This is a genomic window from Nocardioides dubius, assembly GCF_039528155.1.
Classification (GTDB): Bacteria; Actinomycetota; Actinomycetes; order Propionibacteriales; family Nocardioidaceae; genus Nocardioides; species Nocardioides dubius.
The window spans coordinates 138,757-163,172 of the sequence record NZ_BAAALG010000002.1 but is presented as its reverse complement, the minus strand read 5'-3'; the positions used below and the strand labels follow the sequence as shown (position 1 = coordinate 163,172).

Annotated in this window: 24 protein-coding genes; 18 read left to right on the top strand and 6 right to left on the bottom strand. The window is 69.8% G+C overall.

All coding sequences use genetic code 11. The features are described 5' to 3' along the window. The first annotated feature begins 16 nt into the window (after positions 1-16). The 8 genes from ABD151_RS02620 to ABD151_RS02585 all read left to right on the top strand — a co-directional run bounded on the left by ABD151_RS02620 (position 17) and on the right by ABD151_RS02585 (position 8,304). Positions 17-322, top strand: coding sequence for a thiamine-binding protein (locus ABD151_RS02620; protein ID WP_343991041.1), 306 nt, complete (start codon positions 17-19; stop codon positions 320-322). 41 nt (positions 323-363) lie between these two features. Further along, positions 364-804: an NUDIX domain-containing protein gene (locus ABD151_RS02615; protein ID WP_343991039.1), complete on the top strand. Its 441-nt coding sequence runs from the start codon at positions 364-366 to the stop codon at positions 802-804. Continuing rightward, positions 801-1,727 carry an SMP-30/gluconolactonase/LRE family protein gene (locus ABD151_RS02610; protein WP_343991037.1) on the top strand — a complete coding sequence of 309 codons (927 nt, stop codon included), beginning with the start codon at positions 801-803 and terminating at the stop codon, positions 1,725-1,727. Before ABD151_RS02615 ends, ABD151_RS02610 begins: the two co-directional genes overlap by 4 nt. 71 nt (positions 1,728-1,798) lie before the next feature. Further along, positions 1,799-3,703, top strand: coding sequence for a 1-deoxy-D-xylulose-5-phosphate synthase (gene dxs, locus ABD151_RS02605; RefSeq protein ID WP_343991035.1), 1,905 nt, complete (start codon positions 1,799-1,801; stop codon positions 3,701-3,703). After that, the gene (locus tag ABD151_RS02600; protein ID WP_343991033.1) at positions 3,684-4,958 is read left to right on the top strand and encodes a hypothetical protein; all 1,275 of its coding nucleotides are present in this window, start codon (positions 3,684-3,686) and stop codon (positions 4,956-4,958) included. The genes dxs and ABD151_RS02600 overlap by 20 nt, the downstream gene beginning before the upstream one ends. A 21-nt stretch (positions 4,959-4,979) precedes the next feature. Beyond that, on the top strand, positions 4,980-6,461 hold the full coding sequence (locus tag ABD151_RS02595; protein WP_343991031.1) for an amino acid permease: 1,482 nt from the start codon (positions 4,980-4,982) through the stop codon (positions 6,459-6,461). Positions 6,462-6,510: 49 nt separating this feature from the next. After that, a complete protein-coding gene (locus ABD151_RS02590) occupies positions 6,511-7,425 on the top strand; it encodes a PAC2 family protein (RefSeq protein ID WP_343991029.1) in 915 nt (304 codons plus the stop codon). A 12-nt stretch (positions 7,426-7,437) separates the two neighbouring features. Continuing rightward, positions 7,438-8,304, top strand: a complete 867-nt coding sequence (locus ABD151_RS02585; RefSeq protein WP_343991027.1) for an acyl-CoA thioesterase — start codon at positions 7,438-7,440, stop codon at positions 8,302-8,304. A gap of 10 nt (positions 8,305-8,314) precedes the next feature. On the opposite strand, the gene ABD151_RS02580 is transcribed toward ABD151_RS02585, so the two are convergent. Both ABD151_RS02580 and ABD151_RS02575 read right to left on the bottom strand, forming a co-directional pair. Continuing rightward, positions 8,315-9,193 carry a MaoC family dehydratase gene (locus tag ABD151_RS02580; RefSeq protein WP_343991025.1) on the bottom strand — a complete coding sequence of 293 codons (879 nt, stop codon included), beginning with the start codon at positions 9,191-9,193 and terminating at the stop codon, positions 8,315-8,317. Between the two features lies 1 nt (position 9,194). Continuing rightward, on the bottom strand, positions 9,195-10,526 hold the full coding sequence (locus tag ABD151_RS02575; RefSeq protein WP_343991023.1) for a 3-oxoacyl-ACP reductase: 1,332 nt from the start codon (positions 10,524-10,526) through the stop codon (positions 9,195-9,197). Positions 10,527-10,711: 185 nt separating this feature from the next. On the opposite strand from ABD151_RS02575, the gene ABD151_RS02570 reads away from it, so the two are divergent. Next, positions 10,712-11,995 carry an acetyl-CoA C-acetyltransferase gene (locus ABD151_RS02570; RefSeq protein WP_343991021.1) on the top strand — a complete coding sequence of 428 codons (1,284 nt, stop codon included), beginning with the start codon at positions 10,712-10,714 and terminating at the stop codon, positions 11,993-11,995. Between the two features lies 1 nt (position 11,996). Here the strand turns inward: ABD151_RS02570 and ABD151_RS02565 are convergent, their stop codons facing one another. Continuing rightward, on the bottom strand, positions 11,997-12,677 hold the full coding sequence (locus ABD151_RS02565) for a TetR/AcrR family transcriptional regulator (protein ID WP_343991019.1): 681 nt from the start codon (positions 12,675-12,677) through the stop codon (positions 11,997-11,999). 113 nt (positions 12,678-12,790) lie between these two features. Between ABD151_RS02565 and ABD151_RS02560 the strand changes: the two genes are divergently transcribed. From ABD151_RS02560 to ABD151_RS02520, 9 genes are all read left to right on the top strand, one after another. Further along, on the top strand, positions 12,791-13,708 hold the full coding sequence (locus ABD151_RS02560) for a DNA-3-methyladenine glycosylase family protein (RefSeq protein ID WP_343991017.1): 918 nt from the start codon (positions 12,791-12,793) through the stop codon (positions 13,706-13,708). Between the two features lie 161 nt (positions 13,709-13,869). Then, on the top strand, positions 13,870-14,712 hold the full coding sequence (locus tag ABD151_RS02555) for an MlaE family ABC transporter permease (protein WP_343991015.1): 843 nt from the start codon (positions 13,870-13,872) through the stop codon (positions 14,710-14,712). 5 nt (positions 14,713-14,717) lie between these two features. Next, a complete protein-coding gene (locus tag ABD151_RS02550) occupies positions 14,718-15,536 on the top strand; it encodes an MlaE family ABC transporter permease (protein WP_343991013.1) in 819 nt (272 codons plus the stop codon). Next, on the top strand, positions 15,536-16,561 hold the full coding sequence (locus tag ABD151_RS02545; protein ID WP_343991011.1) for an MCE family protein: 1,026 nt from the start codon (positions 15,536-15,538) through the stop codon (positions 16,559-16,561). Before ABD151_RS02550 ends, ABD151_RS02545 begins: the two co-directional genes overlap by 1 nt. Positions 16,562-16,564: 3 nt before the next feature. Beyond that, on the top strand, positions 16,565-17,584 hold the full coding sequence (locus ABD151_RS02540; protein ID WP_343991009.1) for an MlaD family protein: 1,020 nt from the start codon (positions 16,565-16,567) through the stop codon (positions 17,582-17,584). Continuing rightward, the gene (locus tag ABD151_RS02535) at positions 17,581-18,558 is read left to right on the top strand and encodes an MCE family protein (protein WP_343991007.1); all 978 of its coding nucleotides are present in this window, start codon (positions 17,581-17,583) and stop codon (positions 18,556-18,558) included. Before ABD151_RS02540 ends, ABD151_RS02535 begins: the two co-directional genes overlap by 4 nt. Then, positions 18,555-19,619 (top strand): MCE family protein, encoded by a 1,065-nt coding sequence (locus tag ABD151_RS02530; protein WP_343991005.1) that lies wholly within the window; start codon positions 18,555-18,557, stop codon positions 19,617-19,619. The genes ABD151_RS02535 and ABD151_RS02530 overlap by 4 nt, the downstream gene beginning before the upstream one ends. Continuing rightward, a complete protein-coding gene (locus ABD151_RS02525; RefSeq protein ID WP_343991003.1) occupies positions 19,616-20,599 on the top strand; it encodes an MCE family protein in 984 nt (327 codons plus the stop codon). The genes ABD151_RS02530 and ABD151_RS02525 overlap by 4 nt, the downstream gene beginning before the upstream one ends. Beyond that, positions 20,596-21,696, top strand: coding sequence for an MlaD family protein (locus tag ABD151_RS02520; protein ID WP_343991001.1), 1,101 nt, complete (start codon positions 20,596-20,598; stop codon positions 21,694-21,696). Before ABD151_RS02525 ends, ABD151_RS02520 begins: the two co-directional genes overlap by 4 nt. Positions 21,697-21,745: 49 nt before the next feature. On the opposite strand, the gene ABD151_RS02515 is transcribed toward ABD151_RS02520, so the two are convergent. The 3 genes from ABD151_RS02515 to ABD151_RS02505 are packed head-to-tail and all read right to left on the bottom strand — an operon-like array spanning position 21,746 to position 24,382. Then, positions 21,746-22,282 (bottom strand): carboxymuconolactone decarboxylase family protein, encoded by a 537-nt coding sequence (locus ABD151_RS02515; protein WP_343990999.1) that lies wholly within the window; start codon positions 22,280-22,282, stop codon positions 21,746-21,748. Beyond that, a complete protein-coding gene (locus tag ABD151_RS02510; RefSeq protein WP_343990997.1) occupies positions 22,279-23,145 on the bottom strand; it encodes an SDR family oxidoreductase in 867 nt (288 codons plus the stop codon). Before ABD151_RS02510 ends, ABD151_RS02515 begins: the two co-directional genes overlap by 4 nt. Before the next feature lie 7 nt (positions 23,146-23,152). Beyond that, entirely contained in the window at positions 23,153-24,382 is a 1,230-nt protein-coding gene (locus ABD151_RS02505; protein ID WP_415629858.1) for a phospholipase D-like domain-containing protein, read from the bottom strand. Between the last annotated feature and the right edge of the window lie 34 nt (positions 24,383-24,416).

Genomic DNA, 24,416 nt, shown 5'->3' with positions numbered 1-24,416 from the left:
ATGAGACGGTGGCGCCATGCTCGTCGCCTTCTCCGTCGCCCCCAGCGGCACCGGCCGTGCCGATGCCTCCGTTTCCGACGCCGTCGCGGCGGCGGTCCAGGTGGTCCGTGACTCCGGGCTGCCGAACCGCACCGACCCGATGTTCACCACGATAGAGGGCACCTGGGACGAGTGCTTCGACGTCGTCAAACGGGCCACCGAAGCGGTCGCGCCGTTCGGCTCGCGGGTCTCGCTGGTGGTCAAGGCCGACATCCGGCCCGGCTTCGAGGGCGAGCTCGACGCCAAGCTGGAGCGGTTGGACGCCGCCCTCGGCGACGCTTGATTCCGCGCGACACGACGCCGCCCGCTGGGTAGGCTCGCCACGTGAGCCAGCCCGTGCCGCGTGTCTCGTGCTTCCTGCTCGTCGACGAGCGGGGCTGGGTCCTGCTCCAGGAGCGTGACGAGGGCGCACCCACGCACGCGAACCAGTGGTGCACCCCCGGCGGCCACCTGGAGGCGGGGGAGACCTTCGCCGACGCGGCCTACCGCGAGGCGTGGGAGGAGACCGGTGTGGTCTTCCGCGACGGCGAGCTCGTGCCCTGGCTGGAGCAGCGCCACGACTGCCCGCAGTGCGGGCCGATCGACCACGCCTTCTTCATGGCCGACGTCGACCTGGTGGACGCCGACATCCGGTGCACCGAGGGCCGGCAGCTGGTCTTCGCCGACCCGCAGGCGATCCCCGGCCTCGCGCTGACGCCGTCCTCGCGCCACTTCCTCGACCTGTTCCTCGCCTCCGACTCCTACCGCGGGTTGGTGCAGCGATGAGCCTGCGGGTGGTGCCGGTGCCGGGCTTCGGCGCCGAAGACGTCGTGGTCGTGCCCGACGGCCCACTCGCCGGCACCGTCTACACCGGTACCGAGGACGGCGCCGTCTTCGCGGTCAGCGCGGATGGTCAGCGGATCGACCGCGTCGGCGAGACGCACGGCCGACCGCTCGGCTTGGAGCTCTTCGACGACGGTGCTCTGCTGATCTGCGACGCGCACCGCGGACTGCTGCGCCTGGACCCGTCGACCGGCGCCATCGAGGTGCTCTTCGACGCGGTCGCCGGCAACCGGATGACCTTCTGCAACAACGCGGCGATCGCCGCCGACGGCACGATCTGGCTCTCCGACTCCTCAACCCGCTACGGGATCGAGCGCTGGAAGGACGACTTCGTCCAGAACACCCGGACCGGCCGCCTCCTGCGCCGTGCCCCGGACGGCGTGGTCTCGGTCGTGCTCGACGGCCTCGCCTTCGCCAACGGCGTCGCTCTCGCCGCCGATGAGAGCTACGTGGCGGTCGCCGAGACCGGCGCACGCACCGTCGTGCGGCACTGGCTCACCGGCTCCCGCCGCGGCGAGACCGATTACCTGGTTGAGGGCCTGCCCGGCTATCCCGACAACATCGCCCGCGGCAGTGACGGCCTGATCTGGGTCACCATCGCCTCGCCCGTCGACCCGCTGGTGGAGCGCCTCCAGCGCGCGCCACTGTGGCTGCGTCGCGCGGTGACCCGACTTCCCGAGGCGGTGCAGCCCGCCCCGAAGCGGACGATCCGGGTGCAGGCGTTCGATGACGCCGGCACGCTGGTCCACGACCTCGACCTCGCCTCGCCGCACTTCCACATGGTCACCGGCGTCCGTGAGCATCGCGGCCAGGTCTGGATGGGCAGCCTGCACGAGCCGGCCATCGCCGTCCATGCACTCGGGTAGTGGAGATCATCCTCTAGACTCGACAGGTGACCGCAAGAGCGGTCGTGGATCAGACGTGGAGGACTCTCTGCATGGGCTACCTGGAGTCGATCACGGCGCCGCGTGACCTGCGCGATCTCAGCCCCGAGCAGCTCGACGAGCTGGCCGCTGAGATCCGCGACGTGATGATCCGGACGGTGGCGACCAACTCCGGCCACCTCGGGCCGAACCTGGGCGTCGTGGAGCTCACCATGGCCATCCACCGCGTCTTCGACTCGCCCCGCGACCGGCTCGTCTTCGACACCGGCCACCAGACCTACGTGCACAAGTTGCTCACCGGCCGAGCGGCGCAGTTCGGCACACTGCGCCGCGAGGGGGGCCTGTCGGGCTACCCCAGCCAGGCCGAGTCCGAGCACGACATCGTGGAGAACTCCCATGCCTCCACGGCACTGTCCTACGCCGACGGCCTCGCCAAGGCCTACGCGATCAAGGGCGAGGATCGCCATGTCGTCGCCGTGATCGGCGACGGCGCGCTGACCGGTGGCATGGCCTGGGAGGCCCTCAACAACATCGCGATCGCCAAGTCCAGCCGCCTGGTGATCGTGGTCAACGACAACGAGCGCTCCTACACCCCGACCATCGGCGGCCTGGCCACCGCGCTCACCTCGCTGCGCACCAACCCGCGCTACGAGGTCGTGCTGGAGCAGGTGAAGCGGCGGCTGAACGCGGTGCCCGGGGTCGGTCCGGCCGCCTACGAGGCGCTGCACGCGGTCAAGAAGGGGATGAAGGACGCCCTCGCCCCGCAGGGGCTCTTCGAGGATCTCGGCCTCAAGTACGTCGGTCCGGTGGACGGGCACGATCGCGCGGCGATGGAGCAGGCACTCGGCCAGGCCAAGCGGTTCGGCGGCCCGGTGATCGTTCACGCGATCACCCGCAAGGGCCAGGGCTACGACCCCGCACTGCGGCACGAGGCCGACCAGTTCCATGCACCAGGGCCGTTCGACGTGCAGACCGGCGCGGAGAAGCCCAAGGGCAAGATCTGGACCGACCACTTCTCCGAGGCGATGGTCGAGCTGGGCAACCGACGTCCCGACGTCGTCGCGATCACCGCGGCGATGATGCACCCGGTCGGCCTGGACGCCTTCGCGGCCCGGTTCCCGCAGCGCACCTTCGACGTGGGGATCGCCGAGCAGCACGCGGTCACCTCGGCCGCCGGCCTGGCGATGGGCGGGCTGCACCCCGTCTTCGCGGTCTACGCCACCTTCTTGAACCGGGCCTTCGACCAGGTGCTGATGGACGTCGCCCTGCACAAGTGCGGCGTCACCTTCGTCCTGGACCGCTCCGGCATCACCGGTGACGACGGCGCCTCGCACAACGGCATGTGGGACATGTCCCTGCTGCAGGTCGTGCCCGGTCTCCGGTTGGCGGCTCCGCGTGACGTGCCACGCCTCAACGAGCTGCTCGACGAGGCCGTCCAGGTGGACGACGCTCCCACCGTGGTCCGCTTCCCGAAGGGCCCGCCGCCGGCCGAGATCCCCGCTGTCGATCACCTCGACGGCGTCGACATCCTGGTCCGTGCGGGTGCCGAGGACCTGCTCATCGTCGCGGTCGGTGCGATGGCAGGCACCGCGGTCGAGGTGGCCGCCACCCTGCGGAGCCAGGGCATCGGCGTCACGGTCGTGGACCCGCGCTGGGTGAAGCCGGTGAGCCCGGCCGTGATCGAGCTCGCCCGACGGCACAAGCGGGTCTGGAGCCTCGAGGACAACGGAGTCGTGGGCGGCTGCGGGTCCGTGCTGCTGCAGACCCTCAACGAAGCCGGCGTGCACACCCCGTTGCACATCCGAGGGATCCCCCAGGAGTTCTTGGACCACGCCAAGCGCGGCGTGATCCTGGAGCGGATCGGCCTGGGCGCAGAGTCCCTGGCTCGCGAGATGGTGGCCGATCTCAGTGCCACCACCGATCTCCAGGCGTTGGTAGATGCGGACCGGGGGCGCTAGGCGGCGCTGGGAGGGAGTCGCCGCCAGCCTGGCCCTGATCGCCGGGTTGGGCACCGGTTGTGGTCTTGGGAGCGACCCGGCCGACGAGGTCACCGGTCAGCATGCGCAGGAGTTGTCGACCGAGATCGGCAAGGCCCTGCGCGCTCGCGTGCGGGCGATCAAGCGGGGCAACGAGTCCGCGTTCGTGGCGGGCCTCGTCGACGACCCGTCGCTGCGCCGCGCGGAGCGACTCTACTTCGCGAACCTTCAGGACCTGCCCCTGGCCACGTTCGGCTACCGCCTCGACAACACCTCCATCGGTGCCGAGGAAGTCGACGAGTTCGGCACCCGCGGCATCCCGGTCGAGCTCACCCTGCTGATCCAGCTGGCCGGCTACGACGAGCGGCCGGTGCGGGTGCCCGCCCGGTTCGTGTTCCGGCGCGAGGCCGACGGCGTGCTCCGCCTCGCCGCCACCCACGACCCCGACTGGGAGGCCGAGCACGGGGTCAACCCGCAGCCGTGGGACAGCGAGCGGATCGAGGTGGTGCCCGGAGACGACGTCCTGGGCATCTTCGACACCGAGAGCGCCGGTGACGGCGCCCGGATCGTCGAGGACGTCGAGGACGCCGTCGCCGCGGTCCGCCCCGAGCTGCCCGTCCCGTGGAGCACCGGGGTCGTCGTCTACGGGCTCTCCGGCACCGACTTCCTCTCCGGCCTGGCGGATCTGCCGGGCGGGGAGCCGGACCGGCTCGACGGCGTGGCCTTCCCGGTGCCGGTCTCTCCGGGCTCCGAGACCTACGTCGGGACCCGGTTCCTGTTGCACCCGCGGATGGTGAGCCGCCACGACGACGCCCGCCGCCGGCTGATCCGTCATGAGCTGGTCCATGTCGCGCTCGGCCGCCTCGACGACCGGGTGCCCACCTGGCTCTCCGAGGGCATCGCCGAGTACGTCGCGGCGCGACCGATCGCCCCGCAGGACCGGTTGATCTCCCGCGACGCCGTCGACGCCGCCGCGCATGGCCTGGACGCGCTGCCGGCCGACCCCGAGTTCAACGGCATCGAGTCCTCGGCCAACTACGGCGTGGCCTGGTTCGCCTGCGAGTACATCGCCGACACCTACGGGGAGCCGACGCTGTGGCGGCTCTTCGACGCGATGCGTGCTGGGGACGGCACGCACAGCAGCGATCAGGACGAGGTGATCCGCCGAGTCCTCGGAATCGGTGAAATCGAACTGGCCCGCGCCACGGGCACCAGAATCACGTCGATCTTCGGGTAGCTTCGGCTAGGTTCGGATGCCATGGAGTTCCTGCGCACCAAGTCCGTGGAGCAGTCGCTGGCGGACACCGAGGATCCCGAGCACCAGCTGCGCCGCAACCTCGGCCCCTGGGACCTGATCATCTTCGGAGTCGGCGTCATCATCGGCGCCGGAATCTTCGTCTACACCGGGCAGGTGGCGGCCAAGAACGCCGGTCCCGCCATCGCCCTGTCGTTCCTGGTGGCCGGTGCCGCCTGCGCGCTGGCCGCACTCTGCTATGCCGAGTTCGCCTCGACCCTCCCGGTGGCCGGCAGCGCCTACACCTTCAGCTACGCCACCCTCGGCGAGCTGATCGCCTGGATCATCGGCTGGGACCTCGTCCTGGAGTTCACCGTCGGCGCCTCCGCCCTCAGCGTGGGCTTCTCCGGCTACCTGCAGAACCTGCTGGAGGGCACGGCACTGGAGGTCCCTGCCTCCCTCGCCTCGGCGGAGAACGGCTGGATCAACCTGCCGGCCGTGCTGATCGCGCTGCTGGTCACCTGGGTCCTGGTCCTCGGCATCAAGCTCTCCAGCCGGATCAACCAGGTCGTCGTGGCGATCAAGCTCGCCGTCGTCGGACTGGTCGTCCTGGTCGGCGCCCGCTACATCGACTTCGGCAACTACACGCCGTTCATCCCCGACGCTCAGCCTGCGCCGAGCGGCGACGACAGCTTCTGGAACCAACCGCTGATCACCTCGCTGTTCGGGATGGAGCCGGCCGTCTACGGCGTCGGTGGGATCGTGGCCGGAGCCGCCGTGGTCTTCTTCGCCTTCCTCGGCTTCGACATCGTCGCCACCACCGCGGAGGAGACCTACAACCCGCAGCGCAACGTGCCGATCGGCATCCTCGGGTCGCTGGCGATCGTCACCGGTCTCTACATGGCGGTCAGCCTGGTGGTCACCGGGATGCAGAACTACACCGACATCGACCCGGCCGATGCGGCACCCCTGGCCACCGCCTTCGAGTCGGTGGGCCTGCCCTGGATGGGCGACGTGATCTCGGTCGGCGCCTGCATCGGGTTGACCGTGGTGGTGCTGATCCTGTTGATGGGCCAGACGCGCGTCGCCTTCGCGATGGCCCGCGACGGTCTGCTGCCGGCACCACTGGCGAAGGTCCACCCGACCTACCGCACGCCCTACGTCGCCACCATCGGCGCGGGCCTGGTGGTCGCCGGGATGAGTGGCTTCGTCGGCTTCGAGACGCTGGGTCACCTGGTCTCCATCGGCACGCTGTTCGCCTTCGTGCTGGTCAGCATCGGCGTGGTCGTGCTGCGGCGGACCCGGCCCGATCTGCCCCGTGCCTTCCGGACACCGGCCGTCGGCGTGGTCGCGACCCTCTCGGTCCTGCTTTGCCTCTACCTGATGCTCAACCTGACGGCGGGCACCTGGCTGCGCTTCGGGATCTGGATGGCGCTGGGCATCGTCGTCTACTTCGCCTATAGCGTTCGTCACAGTCGCCTGGCGGGAACAAAGACATCCCGGTGAGGGTTATCGCGGCGCAGGCCACGGGGCCTGCGGAGGAGGGTGAGTCGGTGTGAGGTACGTACACATCGTCGACGACGTGGCGGATGATCTGGACCCGGATGATGCGCTGCCGTTGGTGATCGGTCTCGATGGGTTCCTCGACGCGGGGCGCGCTGCCACGCTGTTGACCGACCATCTCGTCGACCAGGACCCGGGCCCGGTAGTGGCCACCTTCGACATCGACTCCTTCCACGACTACCGCGCGCGGCGGCCGGCGATCACCTTCGAGGTGGACCACTACCGTGACTACGAGGCGCCGCGGATCGTGGTGCGGTTGATGGACGACAGCGACCACGAGCCGTTCCTGCTGATGACCGGCCCGGAGCCGGACATGCGCTGGGAGGCGTTCGCCGAGGCGGTGGGCGAGCTGATCGGGGCGCTCGGGGTCAGCAAGGTGCTCACCCTCGACTCGGTGCCGATGGCCGCCCCGCACACGCGGCCGCTGATGGTCACCCGGCACGCCAACATGGAGGGGCTGCGCTCTGGCCTGTCGATGTGGAAGGGCGAGCTGCGGGTGCCGGCCTCGGTGCACGCGATGCTGGCGATCCGGCTGGGGGAGCGCGGCATCCCGGTGCAGGGCCTGGTGCTGCACGTGCCGCACTACCTGGCGCAGTTCGACTTCAACGACGGCGCGATCGCGCTGGGGCGTGAGATCGACAACGAGATCGGTCTCAACCTCAACACCTACGCGCTCCTGGTGGACGCCAAGATCGACCACAAGAAGTTCCAGACCTACCTCGGCGACAATCCGGAGGTCGGCGAGATCGTCGCCGGGCTGGAGGCGCAGTACGACCGCTTCCAGCATGCGGAGTCCGCGGGCCTCAACCTCCTTGCGGACAAGGAGGATCTCCCCAGCGGTGACGAGATCGGCGCCGAGTTCGAACGCTTCCTCGCCGGCCTCGACGGCCCCGAGAACCAGGAATAGAGAGGCACCGGCTTGCCCAGTTCGACCCGTGAGCTGCAGGAGCTGCTCGACATCGAGGACCTCGACGTCAATCTGTTCCGCGGCCGTCAGCCGTCCACGTCCCTGCAACGCGTCTTCGGCGGGCAGGTCGCTGCCCAGGCGATGATCGCCGCGGCGCGCACCACCCCCGGCAAGACCGTGCACTCGCTGCACTCGTACTTCCTGCGCCCCGGTGACACGGCCGTGCCGATCATCTACGACGTGGAGAACCTGCGCGACGGACGCTCCTTCGCGACCCGGCGCGTGGTGGGCCGTCAGCACGGCCGCCCGATCTACATGCTCACCGCGAACTTCCAGGTCCCCGAGGAGGGTCTCGAGCACCAGGACACGATGCCCGCCGTCCGGCCGCCCGAGGAGGGCTTCAGCCTCCCCGACGTGCTGCGCTCCCGCGGCGCCACCGAGGGGCTCGGCGAGTGGGAGGAGGAGTGGGCGGCGCTCGACGTCCGCTACCTGGGCAACACCAAGGTCGGCGGCGTCTCCGAGGACGGCGACCGCCCGGCGCGGGCGCAGGTCTGGGTGAAGACCGAGGGCCGGCTCTCCGACGACCCGCTCGAGCACGTCGCGGCCTTCACCTACGCCAGCGACATGACGCTGATCAGCGCGGCACTGGTGCCGTACGGTCTGACCACGGCGAGCAGGGGCATGCAGGTGGCCTCACTCGACCACACGATCTGGTTCCACCGCCCGTTCCGCGCCGACGAGTGGTGGCTCTACGACCAGCACTCGCCGGCCGCCGGCGGCGGACGCGGTCTGGTGCTGGCCCGGGTCTTCAGTCAGGACGGCGAGCTGGTCGCGACCGTGGCCCAGGAGGGTCTGATCCGCAAGCGTCAGACCTCCTGAGCCACCGCGCTCACAGCGCTCGGGTGTGACCGAGCAGGTGCGGCGATCCGTTCTTCAGGGTGGTGACGCCGAAGTCGACACCCTCGCTGCCCGAGCGGAAGCCGAAGCGCACCGTCGAGGGCAGCAGGATCGGCTTCTTGAAGCCCACCGCCACGCTGACGGCGTCCGGGAGCCGGTTCTCGATGGTCGCGACCGCTCGTGCCTTGGTCCACATGCCGTGCGCGATCTGGCGCGGGAAGCCGAGCGCCTTGGCGGTCAGCGGATAGAGGTGGATCGGGTTGCTGTCACCGGAGACCGCCGCATAGCGCCGGCCGAGGTCGGCACCGAGCCGCCAGGTCGCGGCGCCGCTCGGTGCCGGCGCGAACTCGGTGCCCCGCTCGCCGTTCTCCGCATCGCCGCGGCCGAGCCGCAGGTAGGTGGAGACCGACGACCACACGGTCTCGCCGTCGGCGGTGATCCTCGACTCCAGGTCGAAGATCCGGCCCTTGGCGTGGGCACGCAGGTTGGTGGCCCGCACCTCCGCGTCGACCACGGCATCGGCGGCCAGCGGCACCAGCCGGTCGATCCGGTTCTCCAGGTGCACCGTGCCGATCGCGGGGAACGGGAACGCCGGGTCGGTCATCAACGCCATGTGCAGCGGGAACGCCACCATGTGCAGGTAGGGCAGTGGCAGCACGTCGCGGTGCTCGAAGCCACAGACGTCGGCGTAGGCGCGGACGTGCCCGGCGTCGATCCGGACCTGCTCGCGGCGCAGCGTCAGCTCCGGCAGCGCGCCACCCTGCTTCCGGACGCCGGGCAGCTGGTTGACGCCCGGAACGGCGGGCAGCGCCGCCTTGAGCATGGTGCCCAGACCGGCACCGGCGCCCTGCAGGACGCGGGTCTCGGCCATCTCAGGCGCCCAGCATCATCTGGCCGCAGACCCGGACCACGTTGCCGTTGACGGCGGTGGAGGCGGGGCTGGCGTACCAGGCGATGGTCTCGGCGACGTCGACCGGCAGGCCGCCCTGGCTCATCGCGTTGAGGCGCTGGCCGACCTCACGGGTGGCGAACGGCACGGCGGCGGTCATCTGGGTGATGATGAAGCCCGGCGCCACGGCGTTGATGGTGATGCCGTCGGTGAGCTCCTCGGCCAGGGAGTCGACGAAGCCGATCACGCCGGCCTTGGAGGCGGCGTAGTTGGTCTGGCCCACGTTGCCGGCGATCCCGGCGATCGAGGCGACGCCGACGATCCGGCCATTGGCGTTGATCGCCCCTGCGTCGAGCAGCGCGCGGGTGATCCGCTCGGGCGCGGTCAGGTTGACCGCGATCACCGAGGACCAACGGTCCTCGGCCATGTTGGCGAGCTTCTTGTCGCGGGTGATGCCTGCGTTGTGCACGACGATGTCCACCCCGCCGTGGTTCTCCGCGACGTGGTGCGCGATCCGCTGGGGGGCGTCGGCGTGGGTGATGTCGAGGGTCAGGCTGTCGCCGCCGAGCTCCTTCATCACCGACTGCAGCTCGCTGGCCGCCTGCGGGACGTCGATGCCGAGGATGGTGGCGCCGTCGCGGTGCAGCACCCGGGCGATCTGCTCGCCGATTCCGCGGCTCGCGCCGGTCACGATCGCGATCTTGCCGGCCAGCGGCTGCTGCCAGTCGACGCTCGGCGCCTCCTGGGTGCCGGTGACGCCGATCCGCACGACCTGGCCCGACACGTAGGCGGACTTGGGCGAGAGCAGGAAGGCGAGGGTCGAGGTCACCGAGGCCTCGGCACCGGGTGCCACGTAGACCAGCTGCACCGTGGCTCCGCGGCCGATCTCCTTGCCCAGCGACCGGGTGAAGCCCTCCAGCGCGCGCTGCGCGACCCGCTCGGCGCCGCTCAGCAGCTCCGGGGGAGTGCCGAGCACAACCACCCGGGCGCAGCGGTCGAGGCTGCGCAGCAGCGGGGTGAAGAACTGCTGCAGCGCGAGCAGGTCGGCACTCTCGGTGAGGCCGGTGGCGTCGAAGACGAGTCCCTTGTAGCGACCCTCCGCAGTGGCGGCCAGGTCCGTGCTGATGCCGAGCCCGGCGAGCGCGTTGGCGACGGCGTCGCTGAGCCGGGCCTTGCCGCCGAGGGCTACGGTTCCGTTCACAAGGGAGGAGCCGCCCTGCCAGCGCTCGAGCGGCGTCGGGTTCGGGAGGCCGAGGTTCTTGACCAGCATCTTGCCGATCGGGTTCTTGGTGAAGGCCTGGTAACGATCGGTCATCGGAAGTCCTCTGCTGTGCCGGGTGCTGGAACGGATGCGGCCTGCCGGCCGCGTTGATGTTATGCAACTAGTGTTGTAACTCGGAGTCCACTTTTCGTGATCTCTGACTCAATTCTTTACCAACCAGTAACAACGCCGCAAGGATAGGCGTACGCAACCGCTTCGACCCGATCCAGGAGCCCATCATGCAGACCACCACCCGCCGCGTCGCGATCATCGGCGGCAACCGGATTCCGTTCGCGCGCTCCAACACCGTCTACGCGGAGGCCTCCAACCAGGAGATGCTGACCGCCGCCCTTGACGGCCTGGTGGCGCGCTTCGGCCTGGAGGGCGAGCAGCTCGGGGAGTTCGCCGCCGGCGCCGTCCTCAAGCACAGCCGGGACTTCAACCTCGCGCGCGAGGTCGTGCTCGGCAGCAAGCTCTCGGCCCGCACTCCTGCCTACGACATCCAGCAGGCCTGCGGCACCGGCCTCCAGGCCGTGATCCAGGTGGCCAACAAGATCGCCCTCGGTCAGATCGACGTCGGCGTGGCCGGCGGGTCGGACACCACGTCGGACGCTCCGCTCGCGGTCGGCGAGAAGCTGCGCAAGAAGCTGATCAAGGTCAACCAGGCCCGCGACACCAAGTCCCGCCTGGCCGCACTGGCCAAGATCCGCCCCGGCGACGTCAGCCTCGCCATCCCGCAGAACTCCGAGCCCCGCACCGGCCTGTCGATGGGCGACCACCAGGCGCTGACCGCGCTGGAGTGGGGGATCACCCGCGAGGCGCAGGACGAGCTGGCCGCCGCTTCCCACCAGAAGCTGGCCGCCTCCTATGAGGCTGGCTTCCAGAACGACCTGATCAGTCCGTTCCGCGGCGTCGAGCGGGACAACAACCTGCGTCCCGACTCCACCGTCGAGAAGCTCGCCAAGCTCAAGCCGGTCTTCGGCAAGGGCGAGGCGGCCACGATGACCGCCGGCAACTCCACGCCGCTCAGCGACGGCGCCTCGGTGGTGCTGCTCGCCTCCGAGGAGTGGGCCGCCGAGCGTGGTCTTCCGGTGCTGGCCTACCTGACGGCCTACGAGACCGCCGCCGTCGACTACGTGGGCGGCGACGAGGGCCTGCTGATGGCACCCGCCTACGCCGTGGCGCAGATGCTGACCCGCGAGGGCCTTACCCTGCAGGACTTCGACTTCTACGAGATCCACGAGGCCTTCGCCTCCCAGGTGCTCTCCACGCTCAAGGCCTGGGAGTCCCCGGTCTTCTGCAAGGAGCGCCTCGGCCTGGACGCGCCGCTCGGTGCGATCGACCGCGAGAAGCTGAACGTCAACGGCTCGTCGTTGGCGGCCGCCCACCCGTTCGCTGCGACCGGTGGCCGGATCGTGCCGGTGCTGGCCAAGCTGCTCGCCGAGAAGGGCTCGGGCCGTGGCCTGATCTCGATCTGCGCAGCCGGTGGTCAGGGCGTCGTGGCGATCCTCGAGCGCCCCTGAGCTAGCCGCGAGCCAGCGCCAGGCTGGTATCGACCAGGTAGCTGCGCACCTGGGAGACCGACACCTTCTCGGTGGTCGGGATCCCAGGTGCCAGCTCCTTGATGAACAGCCCGACCCGGGCTAGCTGGAGGGCGCCGAGCCCGGTCGCGTACATGTGGTTGGCCAGCATCGCGGTGTCGGTGATCTTGAAGACCCCGCTCTCCACGCCCTCGTCGAGGATGCCGCTCAGCAACGATAGGCAGGCCGCGATCGAGCGTCCGAGGCGGAACAGCGCCGACTCGCTGATCTCGTCGAAGAGCTGCGGCCCGGGTTGCCGCATCAGCGCCTGGGCGCACTCGACGAACGCCGGGTACTGCACCCCGAAGTCGACGAACGTCTCCACCACCCGCGCCAGCCGTTCCTGCGGCGACTCCTCGGTGTGGGCGCCCATCTGGGTGTGCAGCTCCTCGAGGTACCCGACCAGGGTGAGCGCGAACAGCTCCTCCTTGCCGGAGAAGTGACGGTAGATGATCGCCCGGTTCGTGCCGACCGCCTTGGCGATGTCGTCGATGTGCACGTCGCGCACACTGCGGGTGTCGAAGAGCTCACGGGTGGCGTCGAGGATCTCACGCTCCCGCTTGCGTCGACGCGTGGCGGCCGCCGAGCGGCGCCCGTCGATGCGCGGGGTCTCAGGTTCGCTCATGGGTCCATGCTAGCGATCTTGCAACTCGGTGTTGCACGCCGTGTTGACGCCAGTTCGACCCCGTGGCGCGCGTGGCTGCCGGCCGTGCTGACTACGGCTGGCAGCATGGAGGGGTGAGCCCGCCCGCCGAACGCCTCTGGACGCCGTCATGGCCCTGCGTGATCGGCGCGGCGCTGGCGCCGTTGCGACGCGGCGCGGGCGATCCGACCCTGCGCAACGCCGACGGGGTCGTGTGGCGTGCGGCGCGGACGCCGGTCGGGGCCGGCACGCTGCGTCTCGAACAGCGCGCGCCGGGTGGGGTCGTCAGCGCCCGGGCCTGGGGCGAGGGTGCCGACTGGCTGCTCGACTCGGTGCCGGCGCTGCTCGGCGCGGAGGACGACTGGACGGGCTTCGAGGCGCGGCATCCGGTGGTGGAGCAGGCCTGGCGGGCCCATCCGCACTGGCGACTGGGGCGGACCGGACTCGTCGTCGACGCGCTGGTTCCGGCGATCCTTGAGCAGAAGGTGACCGGGCAGGAGGCGTTCGGCGCCTATCGGCGTCTGGTGCGGCGGTTCGGCACCCCCGCGCCCGGGCCGGTCGCCGAGCTCGACCTCTGGTTGCCGCCGAGCGCGGAGGAGATCGCCGCGATCGCGTCCTGGGAGTGGCTCAAGCTCCCGGTCGACGGCGCCCGCTCGCGTCCGGTGGTCCAGGCGGCGCGGGTGGCCGGCTCGCTGGAGCGGGTCGCAGCCCGGGGGAGTGCGGAGCTCGACCGGGCCCTGCGCAGCCTGCCCGGGATCGGCGTCTGGACGAGTGCCGAGGTCCGCAGCCGGGCCCTCGGCGACCCGGATGCGGTGAGCTTCGGCGACTACCACGTGGCCAAGGACGTCGGCTGGGCCTTGACCGGCTCGCCGGTGGACGATGCCCGGCTCGCCGAGCTGTTGGAGCCCTGGTCGGGACATCGCCTGCGGGTGGTCGTGCTGCTTGCGCTGGCAGGTCTGCATCGCCCGCGGCGTGGGCCGCGGATGGCGCCGCGACGCCACCTGCCGCGTTGATCGTGGCGTGAGCGACGTCACCCGAACGACGCATGCTCGTTGTGGTGGCAGGGCCCGACACGCGGTCGGTCCAAGGATTGGCGATTGTGAGCACGCTCACGTAACTTGCGTTTACAGTGCGTGTCACATTCCCGTCCGGCCCCGACTGGAAGCGAGACTTCATGGCGTCGCAGACCCCTGGACTCGGCAGGTCCCTGCCAGCCCGGATCACCAGCGACCTCGTCGGCCGCGGCCGCACCGGGTTGGAGACAGCCGGCGCGATGATGGTGCTCGGCGTCGAGGCGATCACCATCGCGATCCGCGACATCCTCACCCGCCGGTTCTCCTGGAGCGAGTTCCTGCTCCAGGCCTGGTTCATGAGCCGGGTCTCGGTACTGCCGACGATCCTGGTGGCGATCCCGTTCGGGATCATCGTCTCGATCCAGATCGGCGGCGTGGCCGGCCAGATCGGCGCCGAGTCCTTCTCCGGCGCGGTCAACGGCATCGGGGTGCTGCGCCAGCGCGCGCCACTGGTCACCTCGATCATGATCGCCGGCGCCGTCGGCGCGGCGATCACCTCCGACCTCGGCGCGCGGACCATCCGCGAGGAGGTCGACGCACTCCAGGTGATGGGGATCAACCCGGTCCAGCGGCTGGTCGCGCCCCGCGTGGCCGCCGCGCTGGTGGTGGCGTTCTTCCTCAACATCGTGGTCGCGGCCACCTCGATCATCACCGGCTACACGCTCAACGTGGGCGGCGGCGCGGTGAGCTCGGGCACCTACATCGCGGCGTTCGTCTCCTTCGCCCAGCCGACCGACCTCTTCCTGGCCAGCTTCAAGGCGCTGATCTTCGGCTTCATCGCCACCATCGTCGCCTGCCACAAGGGCCTCAACGCCAGCGGCGGGCCGAAGGGCGTGGCCGACGCCGTCAACGAGGCCGTGGTGATCAGCGTGATCGCCCTGGCGATGGTCAACGTCGCACTGACCCAGGCCTACGTGATGCTCGCTCCGAGTCGGATCGCGTGACGCCGATGTCCAAGACGACCTCGGGCCTGACCCACAACCTGGCACGCTTCGGCGACTTCGCCTGGTTCACCTGGACGGCGTTCGCCGGCATCCGCTTCACCGTGCAGCGCTACTACAAGGAGGTGCTGCGCCAGCTCGCGGACATCAGCTGGGGCACCGGAGCGCTGCTGGTCGGTGGCGGCACCGTCGGCGTGATGATCCTGCTCTCCCTCTCCGCAGGGACGTCGCTGGGCATCGAGGGCTTCAACGGCCTCGAGCTGCTCGGGCTGGCGCCGCTGACCGGCTTCGTCTCGGCCGGCGTCAACACCCGCGAGCTCGCCCCGCTGGTGGCGGCGCTCGCCCTCGGCGGCCAGGTCGGCTGCCGGTTCACCGCCCAGATCGGCTCGATGCGGATCTCGGAGGAGATCGATGCGCTCGAGGTGATGGCGGTGCAGCCGATGCGCTACCTGGTCACCACGCGGGTGCTGGCCGCGATGCTCGCCATCCTGCCGCTGTACCTGATCGGGCTGCTCGGCGCCTACGCCGCCTCGGAGTTCGCGGTGGTCGTCCTCTTCGACCAGTCGCAAGGCACCTACCAGCACTACTTCTACTCGTTCATCGACGCCCGTGACGTCTTCTACTCCTTGGTCAAGATCTTCGTCTTCGCGCTCGCGGTCTCCCTGATCCACTGCTGGTTCGGCTACCGCGCCGGGAGCGGCCCTCAGGGCGTCGGCGAGGCGACCGGCCGCGCGATTCGCGCCAGCATCGTCACGGTGGTGATCCTGGACATGATCATGACCCTGGTCTTCTGGGGCTCCGACCCCGGCTTCCGGGTGGCCGGCTGATGCGCGGCGCACCGAGCCCCCGCAGCCAGGCCGTGCGCGGCGGCGTGATCCTGCTCCTGTGCCTGGTGGTGATCGGGCTGCTCCTGGCCAAGTCCTTCGGCCGCTTCGACACCGTCGTCCCGGTGGTGGCCCGTCTCGACAGCGCCGGTGGTGCGCTGGAGGTCGGCGCCGAGGTCAAGCTGGACGGCGTCGTGGTCGGCAAGGTGACCAGCATCGAGGGCACCGACGAGGGCGTCGATCTCGCGCTGGCGCTGGACCCGGAGCGTGCCGACCGGGTCCCGAGCAACGTCACCGTGCGGGTGCTGCCGATCAGCATCTTCGGTGCTGCTTACGTGGAGCTGCTGCGGCCGAAGAAGGAGAAGGGGCAGGTGCGCGCCGACGCCGTGCTGGCCCAGGACACCTCCTCGACGACGATCGAGCTGGGCGATCTGCTGGAGGACACCCAGGATCTCGTCGACGCGCTCGGGCCGGCCGAGCTGGCGACGGCCCTGGAGACCTTCGCCTCCACCTTGGACGGCAAGGGCGAGCAGCTCGGCGAGATGATCGATACCGCGAACTCCGCCGTCGCTCGGATCGACCCGCTGATGCCGATCTTCCGCGAGGACCTGCGCCTGGCCACGACCGTGGCCCGCACGGTCTCGCAGATGACGCCCAACCTCTTCACGGCCCTCGACGGCGCGATGGCGGCCGGGCAGATGCTGATCGAGCGGGAGGAGGAGTTCCGCGAGGTGCTCTCCGGCCTGGTCGAGGCGAGCGGCGAGATCGACTCCGTGGTCACCCGCAACCAGGCTGCGCTGGCGCTCGGCATTCCCTACCTGCGCCGGGTGGTCAGCGCGCTGTACCTGGCCCGCGGCGACATCCCGCGCACCTTCGCCGCCGTCATCGCCCTCGCCGACGGTGCCACGCCGGCGCTGAGCTTCGGACGCTACCTGCGCGTCGATGCGCTGGTCCGCCTGCGTGACGAACGGGAGTACACACGCCAGGACTGCCCGTCCTATGGCGGCCTCCGCGGGAAGGGGTGCTGAGGAATGGAAGCCGGTCTGAAGGCGATCGCGGTCAAGTTCGCGCTCTTCGCGCTGGTCGCGATCCTGCTGTTCATCGCGCTCTACAACACGATGACCAACCGGGTCCCGGGCGACACCCACACGCTGTCGGCGGAGTTCACCAACGTGAGTGGGCTGCGTGCAGGAGACGACGTCCGGATCTCCGGCGTCAAGGTGGGCCGGGTGCAAGGCATCGAGGTCAAGGACAACCGGATCGCCCGGGTCGAGTTCGTCGTCCAGTCCTCGCAGCCGATCACCGACACCACCGAGCTGACGATGCGCTACCAGAACCTGCTCGGCCAGAAGTACCTCGCGCTGACGCCGGGTGCCGCCGGCGGCGAGCGGCTCGAGGACGGTGACGTGATCGGCCTGGACCGGACCAGCCCGGGCTTCGACTTGACGGCGTTGCTCAACGGCTTCGAGCCGCTCTTCAACGTGCTCTCGCCGAAGGACATGAACTCCCTGGCCGAGAACATCGTCGGCGTCCTGCAGGGCGAGTCGGGCACCGTGGAGTCCTTGCTCGCGGAGACCGCCGACCTGACCGGCTTCCTCGCCGATCGTGACGAGGTGTTCGGCGAGGTCGTCGACAACCTGACCCCGGTCGTCGAGAACCTCGCCGCCAACTCGAGTGAGTTCGACACCGCCGTCGTCGAGCTGCGCCAGCTGATGCGCTCGCTCAACGACGGCAGTGACGAGTTCTTCGACGCGCTGGGCGACATCCGCGGCAACCTGACCTCGACGACGCAGCTGATCGACGACCTGCGACCGCTGGTCTCCCGCGACATCGCCGCGATCAGCTCATTCGGACAGACGTTCCTGCGCGGTGCGCCGGTGATCGAGCGGTCGATCGACGTGCTGCCCGAGCTGTTGGGCGCGTTCGTCCGCTCGCAGTCCTACGGAAGCCATCTCCAGGTCTACAACTGCGCGCTCGGTCTGCAGGTGATCGGCGACAGTCCACTCTGGATCGGATCCCCGGACGGTCCCCACTCCAAGGCGTGCCGATGAAGATCGAGAAGACACCGCAGAGCTACCGGCGGATCGGGATCATCGGCGCTGCCGTGGTCGCGTTGCTCGCCGGACTGATCGCGGCCACCTCCACCTTCCCCTTCGGGCAGGACACCTACTACGCGGAGCTCGAGCACACCGCCGGACTCCGTGTCGGCGAGGAGGTCCAGGTGGCCGGCGTCGGGGTCGGCGAGGTCCGCAAGATCGAGCTCAAGGACCGCAAGGTCCGCATCGAGTTCACCCTCGACTCCGACGTCCAGCTCGGCAAGGAGACCACGGCGGAGGTGAAGGTGGCCACACTGCTGGGCACCCACTTCCTCCTAGTCAGCCCACAGGGCAGCGGAGAGCTGCGCGACGACACCGTGCCGCTGGCGCAGACCCGCGTCCCGTACAACCTCCAGGACGTGATCAACGAGACGGGCTCCCTGGCAGAGAAGCTCGACGTCGACCTGATCAGCGAGGCGCTGAGCGAGGTCGCGCACACGATGAACGTCACCAGCGAGGAGTTCCTGCCCGCGCTGCAAGGGATCTCCGACCTGTCCCAGGTGCTCGCCTCGCGCTCGCAGGAGATAGGCCAGCTGCTGGAGTCGACCAGCACCTTCAGCGACCAGCTCGCCGACAGCACCGGTGACATCACGGTGCTCATGCGCCAGTCGAACGTGCTGCTGTCGAATCTGGTCAAGCGCCGCGACGACCTGCACGCCCTGCTCGGCGACCTGCGCTCGGTGGGCGAGGAGCTCTCCGGGCTGATGGCCGAGAACAAGGGCAAGGTCGGCCCGATGCTCGCGAGCATCAACGGAACCATCAAGGTGCTCACCAAGAACCACCGCACGCTCGGTGAGGTCGCTGACCTGCTCGGTCCGATGGCCCGCTACTTCGCCAATGCGACCGGCTCCGGCACCTGGCTCGACCAGTACATGCCCGAGGCGACACCGGACAGTCTGCGCTGCCTGCAGGAAGGGAACTGCACGTGATCACGCGACGTCTGTGCCGCTACGGCGCCCCGCTGCTGGCCGGGTTGCTGGCCCTCGGCGGCTGCTCGCTGATGGGCGACGACTCCTTCACCGTCACCGTCCAGCTCGATGACTCCTCGGGCCTCTTCGTCGGCAACGACGTCGGGGTGCTGGGGGTGAAGGTCGGCGAGGTCACCGAGATCAAGCCGGTCGGCGGCCACGTCGAGGTCACCTTGGAGGTGGATCAGGACGTCGAGGTGCCGAAGGACGCCGGTGCGGTGGTGGTCTCGCGCTCGCTGGCCACCGACCGCTACGTCGAGCTGACGCCGGTCTACGCGGACGGCCCGAAGCTGGCGGACGGCGCGGTGATCCCGGCGGCGCGCACCCGGACCCCGGTGGAGTGGGACGAGGTGCTCGGCGCGCTCGACGTGATCGCGGAGGGCCTCAACGGCAAGGGCAAGGACGGCAAGCCGATCAAGCGGCTCCTGGACAACACCGCGGAGCTCTTCGACGGCAACGGGAAGACGGTCCGCGAGACGCTGAGCAACCTGGTCAGCGGCACGGGCGCCTTCGCCGAGCACAGCGACGCGTTCACCACCGCGCTGGGCAATCTGGACCTGCTCACCCAGGAGATCGCGCAGAACCAGGACGTCGCTCGCGCGTTCATCAAGAACGTCGCCGAGGCGACTGAGCTGGTGGACGCGGAGAAGGGCAACCTGGAGGCCGCAGCTGACAGCATCGCCGAGACGGTGCGACTGCTCGGGGTCTTCGCCAAGCGCAACCAGAGCGATCTCGGTGACACCGCCGACCGGATCGAGGACCTCTCCCAGCGGATCCGCAAGCACGAGGACTCGTTCACCGAGGCGCTGCGCGTGCTGCCGGTCGCGATGGAGAACCTGGGCCGTGCGGTCAACGACAAGGGGCGTCTCGATGTGAAGCTTCCGATGCTGGATGCGCTTCCGGGGGCGACGGTGATCAACGCCCTCTGCGGACTGCTGCCGCCTGCGGTCTGTGATGCGATCGGACCCGACCTGGACCTCCAGGAGCTGCTGGAGGCGCTGCTCGGAGGTGGCGGACGATGAGCAGGATCTGGCGTGGGGTGGGCATCGCTCTGGCCCTGCTGCTCGTCACGGCTGGGTGCTCGATGCTGAACGCCGAGAACATCCCGGTCTCTTCCGGCGTCGAGGACGGGTATGAGGTGACCGTCTTCTTCCCGGACGCGCTGAACCTGGCCGAGGGTGCCGCCGTCAAGATCGACGGCGCCAAGGTGGGCCGGGTCGAGGAGGTGACCACCGAGCGCTTCCAGGCGAAGGTGCGGCTCGCCGTCGACGGCGCCACCTCGCTGCCCGAGGACAGCACCTTCCGGCTCCGGCCGACGACGGCGCTGGGGGAGCTCTTCGTCGAGGTGCTGCGGGGCGAGGCCGACCAGGCGTTGACCGAGGGCGCGGTGATCGACGCCGCGAACACCCGGGCCGCGCCGACCGTCGAGGACGGCCTGGCCGCAGCCTCCCTGCTGGTCAACGGCGGCTCGCTCAGCCAGATCAAGACCATCGTCAACGAGATCAACACGGCCCTGGACGGCCGCACCGGCACGGTCAAGGAGTTCGTCCGTGGCGCCGACCGCCTGGTCCGCTCACTGAACGATGGCCGTACGGACCTCGACGGGCTGCTCCGCGCCCTGGCCGACACCTCGCGGCTGCTCAACGAGCGTGAGGACGAGATCAACGCCGCGATCGACCTGGCCGGCCCGGCCGCGAAGGTGCTGCGCCGCAACAGCGGCAAGGTGACCGAGCTGTTGACCGAGGTCGCGGGGATGAGCGGTCACGTCGACGAGCTCGTCGGGGCGCTGCGTGGAGACCTGGTCACCACCCTCACCCAGCTCGGCCCGGTGGTCGCGACGCTGACCGCCAGCAAGGCGCAGGCCAAGGAGATGCTGCGGAAGGTGACCAAGCTGGCACCGATCCTGGACCACGCCGTGCCGACCGACTATCTGAACCTGCTGCTGATCCTGCGGCTGGATGCGGACGCTCTGACCGCTGCCAAGCAGGAGGCGGGCCGATGAAGAACAAGGCAGCCGCGCACGCCTCGCTGCGGGCCCTGGTGACCGGGGCCGTGGTGCTGGCGGGGGTCTTCGCCCTCTGCATCGCCCTGCTGATGAGCTGGGTCCTCAAGGCCCCGCTGGGACGTGAGCGGCCGGAGATCACGGTGACCATGCCGCGAACCGGCGGACTCTTCGAGGGCTCGGCCGCCACCTACCGTGGGGTCGAGGTCGGTCGGGTCACCAAGATCGACCTCGGCAGTGGGAGCGTGGAGGTCACGGTCCGGCTCGACCCGGGGGAGAAGGTGCCCCGCAACTCGGTGGCGAAGGTGCGCAGCCTCTCGCCGGTAGGCGAGCAGTACCTGGACTTCCGGCCCGAGGCGGCCGGTGGCCCCTACCTCGCCGACGGCGACCGGGTAGCGGCGCAGGCCGGCGACCTGCCGGTCTCGATCGCCAAGATGGTCAGCGGCTTGCAGGGGGCGTTGCGTCAGGTCGACCCGGAGAAGGTGCGTACGGTGCTGCGCGAGGTGAACACCGCCTTCGAGGGCAGCGGGGAGGACCTGCATCGGCTGGTGGAGAACACCGAGGTGCTGCTGGAGACCATCGACACCTCCATGCCGCAGATCGAGCGGGTCCTGGTCAACGGTCGCACGACGTTGCAGATCTTCGCCGACAACCGAGCGGTGCTGATCCGCTTCGCCACGCTGGCGGCACGGGTCGGCACCTGGTACCTGGCCTGGGACCCGGCGGTGCACCGGATGCTGACCCGGCTGCCGGGCGACCTGGCGACGGTCAACACGCTGTTGACCAAGGTGGACGACAACCTGCCGGGGTTCCTCGAGGAGATCAACAAGCTCTCCAAGATGCTCGCGCTGCACGGCCCGCACCTGCAGGCGACGCTAGCGCTCACCCCGTACGGGATCGGCCGCTTCGCGAGCGTGATGCGGGGTGGCTACATGAACGTGGTGGCCAACCTCAACGGGCAGCGCACCTGCGACTACGGCGTCACCCGGCGCAACCCGACGCACACCGACCGCCAGGCGCCCGCGCTGAGCGGTCGCTGCGGCAGCGGCGAGCCCTGGCGCAGTGCCGAGCACGCACCCGGCCCCCTGACCCAATAGCTCAATGTGACCTCAGCGCGCGAAAATGCCCCCAATTGGAGCGCTGAGGTCACATTGAGGGGCGATCGGGCTGGACTCGCAGGGTGCTGAGGGTGGTGGCCAGCATCCGGTAGTGGCCGATCAGCATCAGGAGCTCGATGCAGGTGGGCTCGTCGAAGGTGGCGCGCAGGCGCGCCCAGGTGGCGTCGCTCAGGTCGTCGTGGGCGAGCAGCTCGTCGGTGACCTCGAGCAGCAGTGCCTCGGGCGCGGGCCAGCTGGCGGCGTCGTCGCGGACCTGCTCGACCTCGGCGGCGCTCAGCCCGGCCCGGCGGGCCAGGCCGGCGTGCTGGGTCCACTCGTAGGTGTTGTCGCGGCGGTGCGCCACCCGCAGGATCACCAGCTCGGTGCGACGGCGGCCGAGCCTGCCGCCCGGCATCAGGGTGCCGGCGAAGTGCAGCCAGCCCCAGAACATCCGGCGGCTGCGCCCCAGGGTCAGGAAGACGGCCGGCGGCTCGGTGCGCGAGACCCGGCCCGCGACCTTCGCGAAGAGCGAGATCAGGACCCCGGTGTCGCGGCGGGCACCCGGTGTCACCCGGGGCCGGCTCATCGGGCTCGCTCCACCGCCGGCAGGGCGCGGTTGGCGCCGTAGTTCATCACCCGCATCGCCAGCACGTAGCCGGGGTGGAAGTGCCGCTGCACGAAGTGGATCAGCCGGATGTCGCGCGAGGTGTAGACCCAGTACCGGTTGCGCTTCACGCCCTCCAGCAGAGCGTCGGCAGCGGCCTCCGGGGTCACCGCGCGCTTCTTGAAGTGGGCGTGCGCGCGGACGAAGGAGGGCGTCTCCTTGTCCACGCCGGCGATCTGGATGGTGTCGGTCAGGCCGGTGTCCACGCCGCCCGGGCAGACCAGGCTGACCCCGATCCCGTGCTTGCGCAGATCGAAGCGGAGCACCTCGGAGACGCCGCGCAGGCCGAACTTGCTGGCCGAGTAGGCCGCATGCCACGGCATGCCGATGATGCCGGCGGCAGACGAGACGTTCACCAGGTGCCCGCCGCGGCCCGCCTCGACCATCGGCGGCACCAGCGTCTCGATGACGTGGATCGGGCCCATCAGGTTCACCTCGACCAGCGCACGCCAGTGCTCCGGCGTCAACGAGGAGACCGTGCCCCAGGTGGAGATACCCGCGATGTTGGCGACCACGTCCATCGAGCCGTAGGCCTCGCCGAGCGCCTTCCCCAAGGCCTGGACCGCTGCCAGATCGCTGACGTCGGCAGCGGCCACCAGGCCGACCTCACCGCCTGCCGCGCGGATCTGCGTGGCCACCTCCTGTACCGGCGCCTCGTGCAGGTCGGTCAGGTGCACGATGGCGCCCTCCTCCGCCGCCTGGTGCGCGGTGGCCCGGCCGATCCCGCTGGCAGCGCCGGTGATGAAGACGTGCTTGCCTCGTAGCGTGCGCTGCCTGCGGAACATCGGACTCCTAGAGAAGTGGACGCAACGGTGAGAGAACAGCCTCCGTGAATCTGCGGTAGATGTCTCGCGATTCCCATTCTCCGCTGGTCAGCTCGACGCAGTTGGTGAGATCCAGCTCGAAGATCCGCTCCATCACCTCGGCCAGCTGGGGCGCGATCACCTCGACGTTGATCTCGTAGTTCCCGGTCATGCTGAGCCGGTCCACGTTGGCGGTGCCGATCGTCGTCCAGTTGCCGTCGATGGTCGCGGTCTTGGCGTGCACCATCGCGTCGCGGAAGCGGAAGATCCGGACGCCGGCGTCGAGCAGCTGGCCGAAGTAGCCGCGGGAGATCCAGTCGGCCACGATGTGGTTGGACTTGCGCGGCAGCAGCAGTCGGACGTCGACGCCGCGCCGTGCGGCGCTGGTGACGGCGTCCACGAAGTCCTGGTCGGGGATGAAGTAGGCGTGGGTGAGCCAGATGTTGCGGGTGGCCCGGTTGATCGCCTCCAGGTACATGCCGCGGATCGGGAACATCCACAGCCGGGGCACGTTGCGGTGCAGCCGGATCCGCGACTCCCAGTCGGAGGCGGTGTCGAGCAGCAGCGGGCGCTCGCTGCGCCGCAGCCGCTTGCGTCGGTTGAGGTTCCAGAAGTCCGCGAAGGCGCGCTTGAGGTCCCACACGCCCGGACCGGTGATCCGGACGTGGGTGTCACGCCACTCGGTGGCGTAGGGGGTGCCGATGTTGTAGCCGCCGACGAAGCCGACCTCGCCGTCGACGACCAGCAGCTTGCGGTGGTCGCGACCGTAGCGGCGCAGGTCGAAGAAGCGCAGGCCGGCGGCGTAGACCGGGTAGCGGAGCACCTTGATCGCGGGGGAGAAGCGCTTGAACCGCGGGCTGACCACCAGGTTGGCGAAGGAGTCGTAGATGACGTGCACGTCGACGCCACGCTCGGCGGCCTCGGTCAGCGCCGCCTTGAACTGCTCGCCGACCTCGTCGCCCTTCCAGATGTAGGTCTCGAAGAGGATCTGCCGACGGGCGCCGGCGATCGCGGCGAGCATGTCGTCGTAGAGGTCCTGGCCGTAGGTGTAGGTGGTGATCGCGCTGGCGCCGATGTGCGCGGTCTCGGGCTCGGCGACCGGGAACGGCTTCGGCTTGCGGTTGCGACGCCGGTAGCTGTCGACCAGGGTGAGCCCCGCAGCCAGCGAGAGCGGCACCGCGAAGAAGGCGATGATGGCGCGGCGGAGGAACCGGAGCATCCCGGCACGGGTGTTCAGGCTGCTACTCACAGGG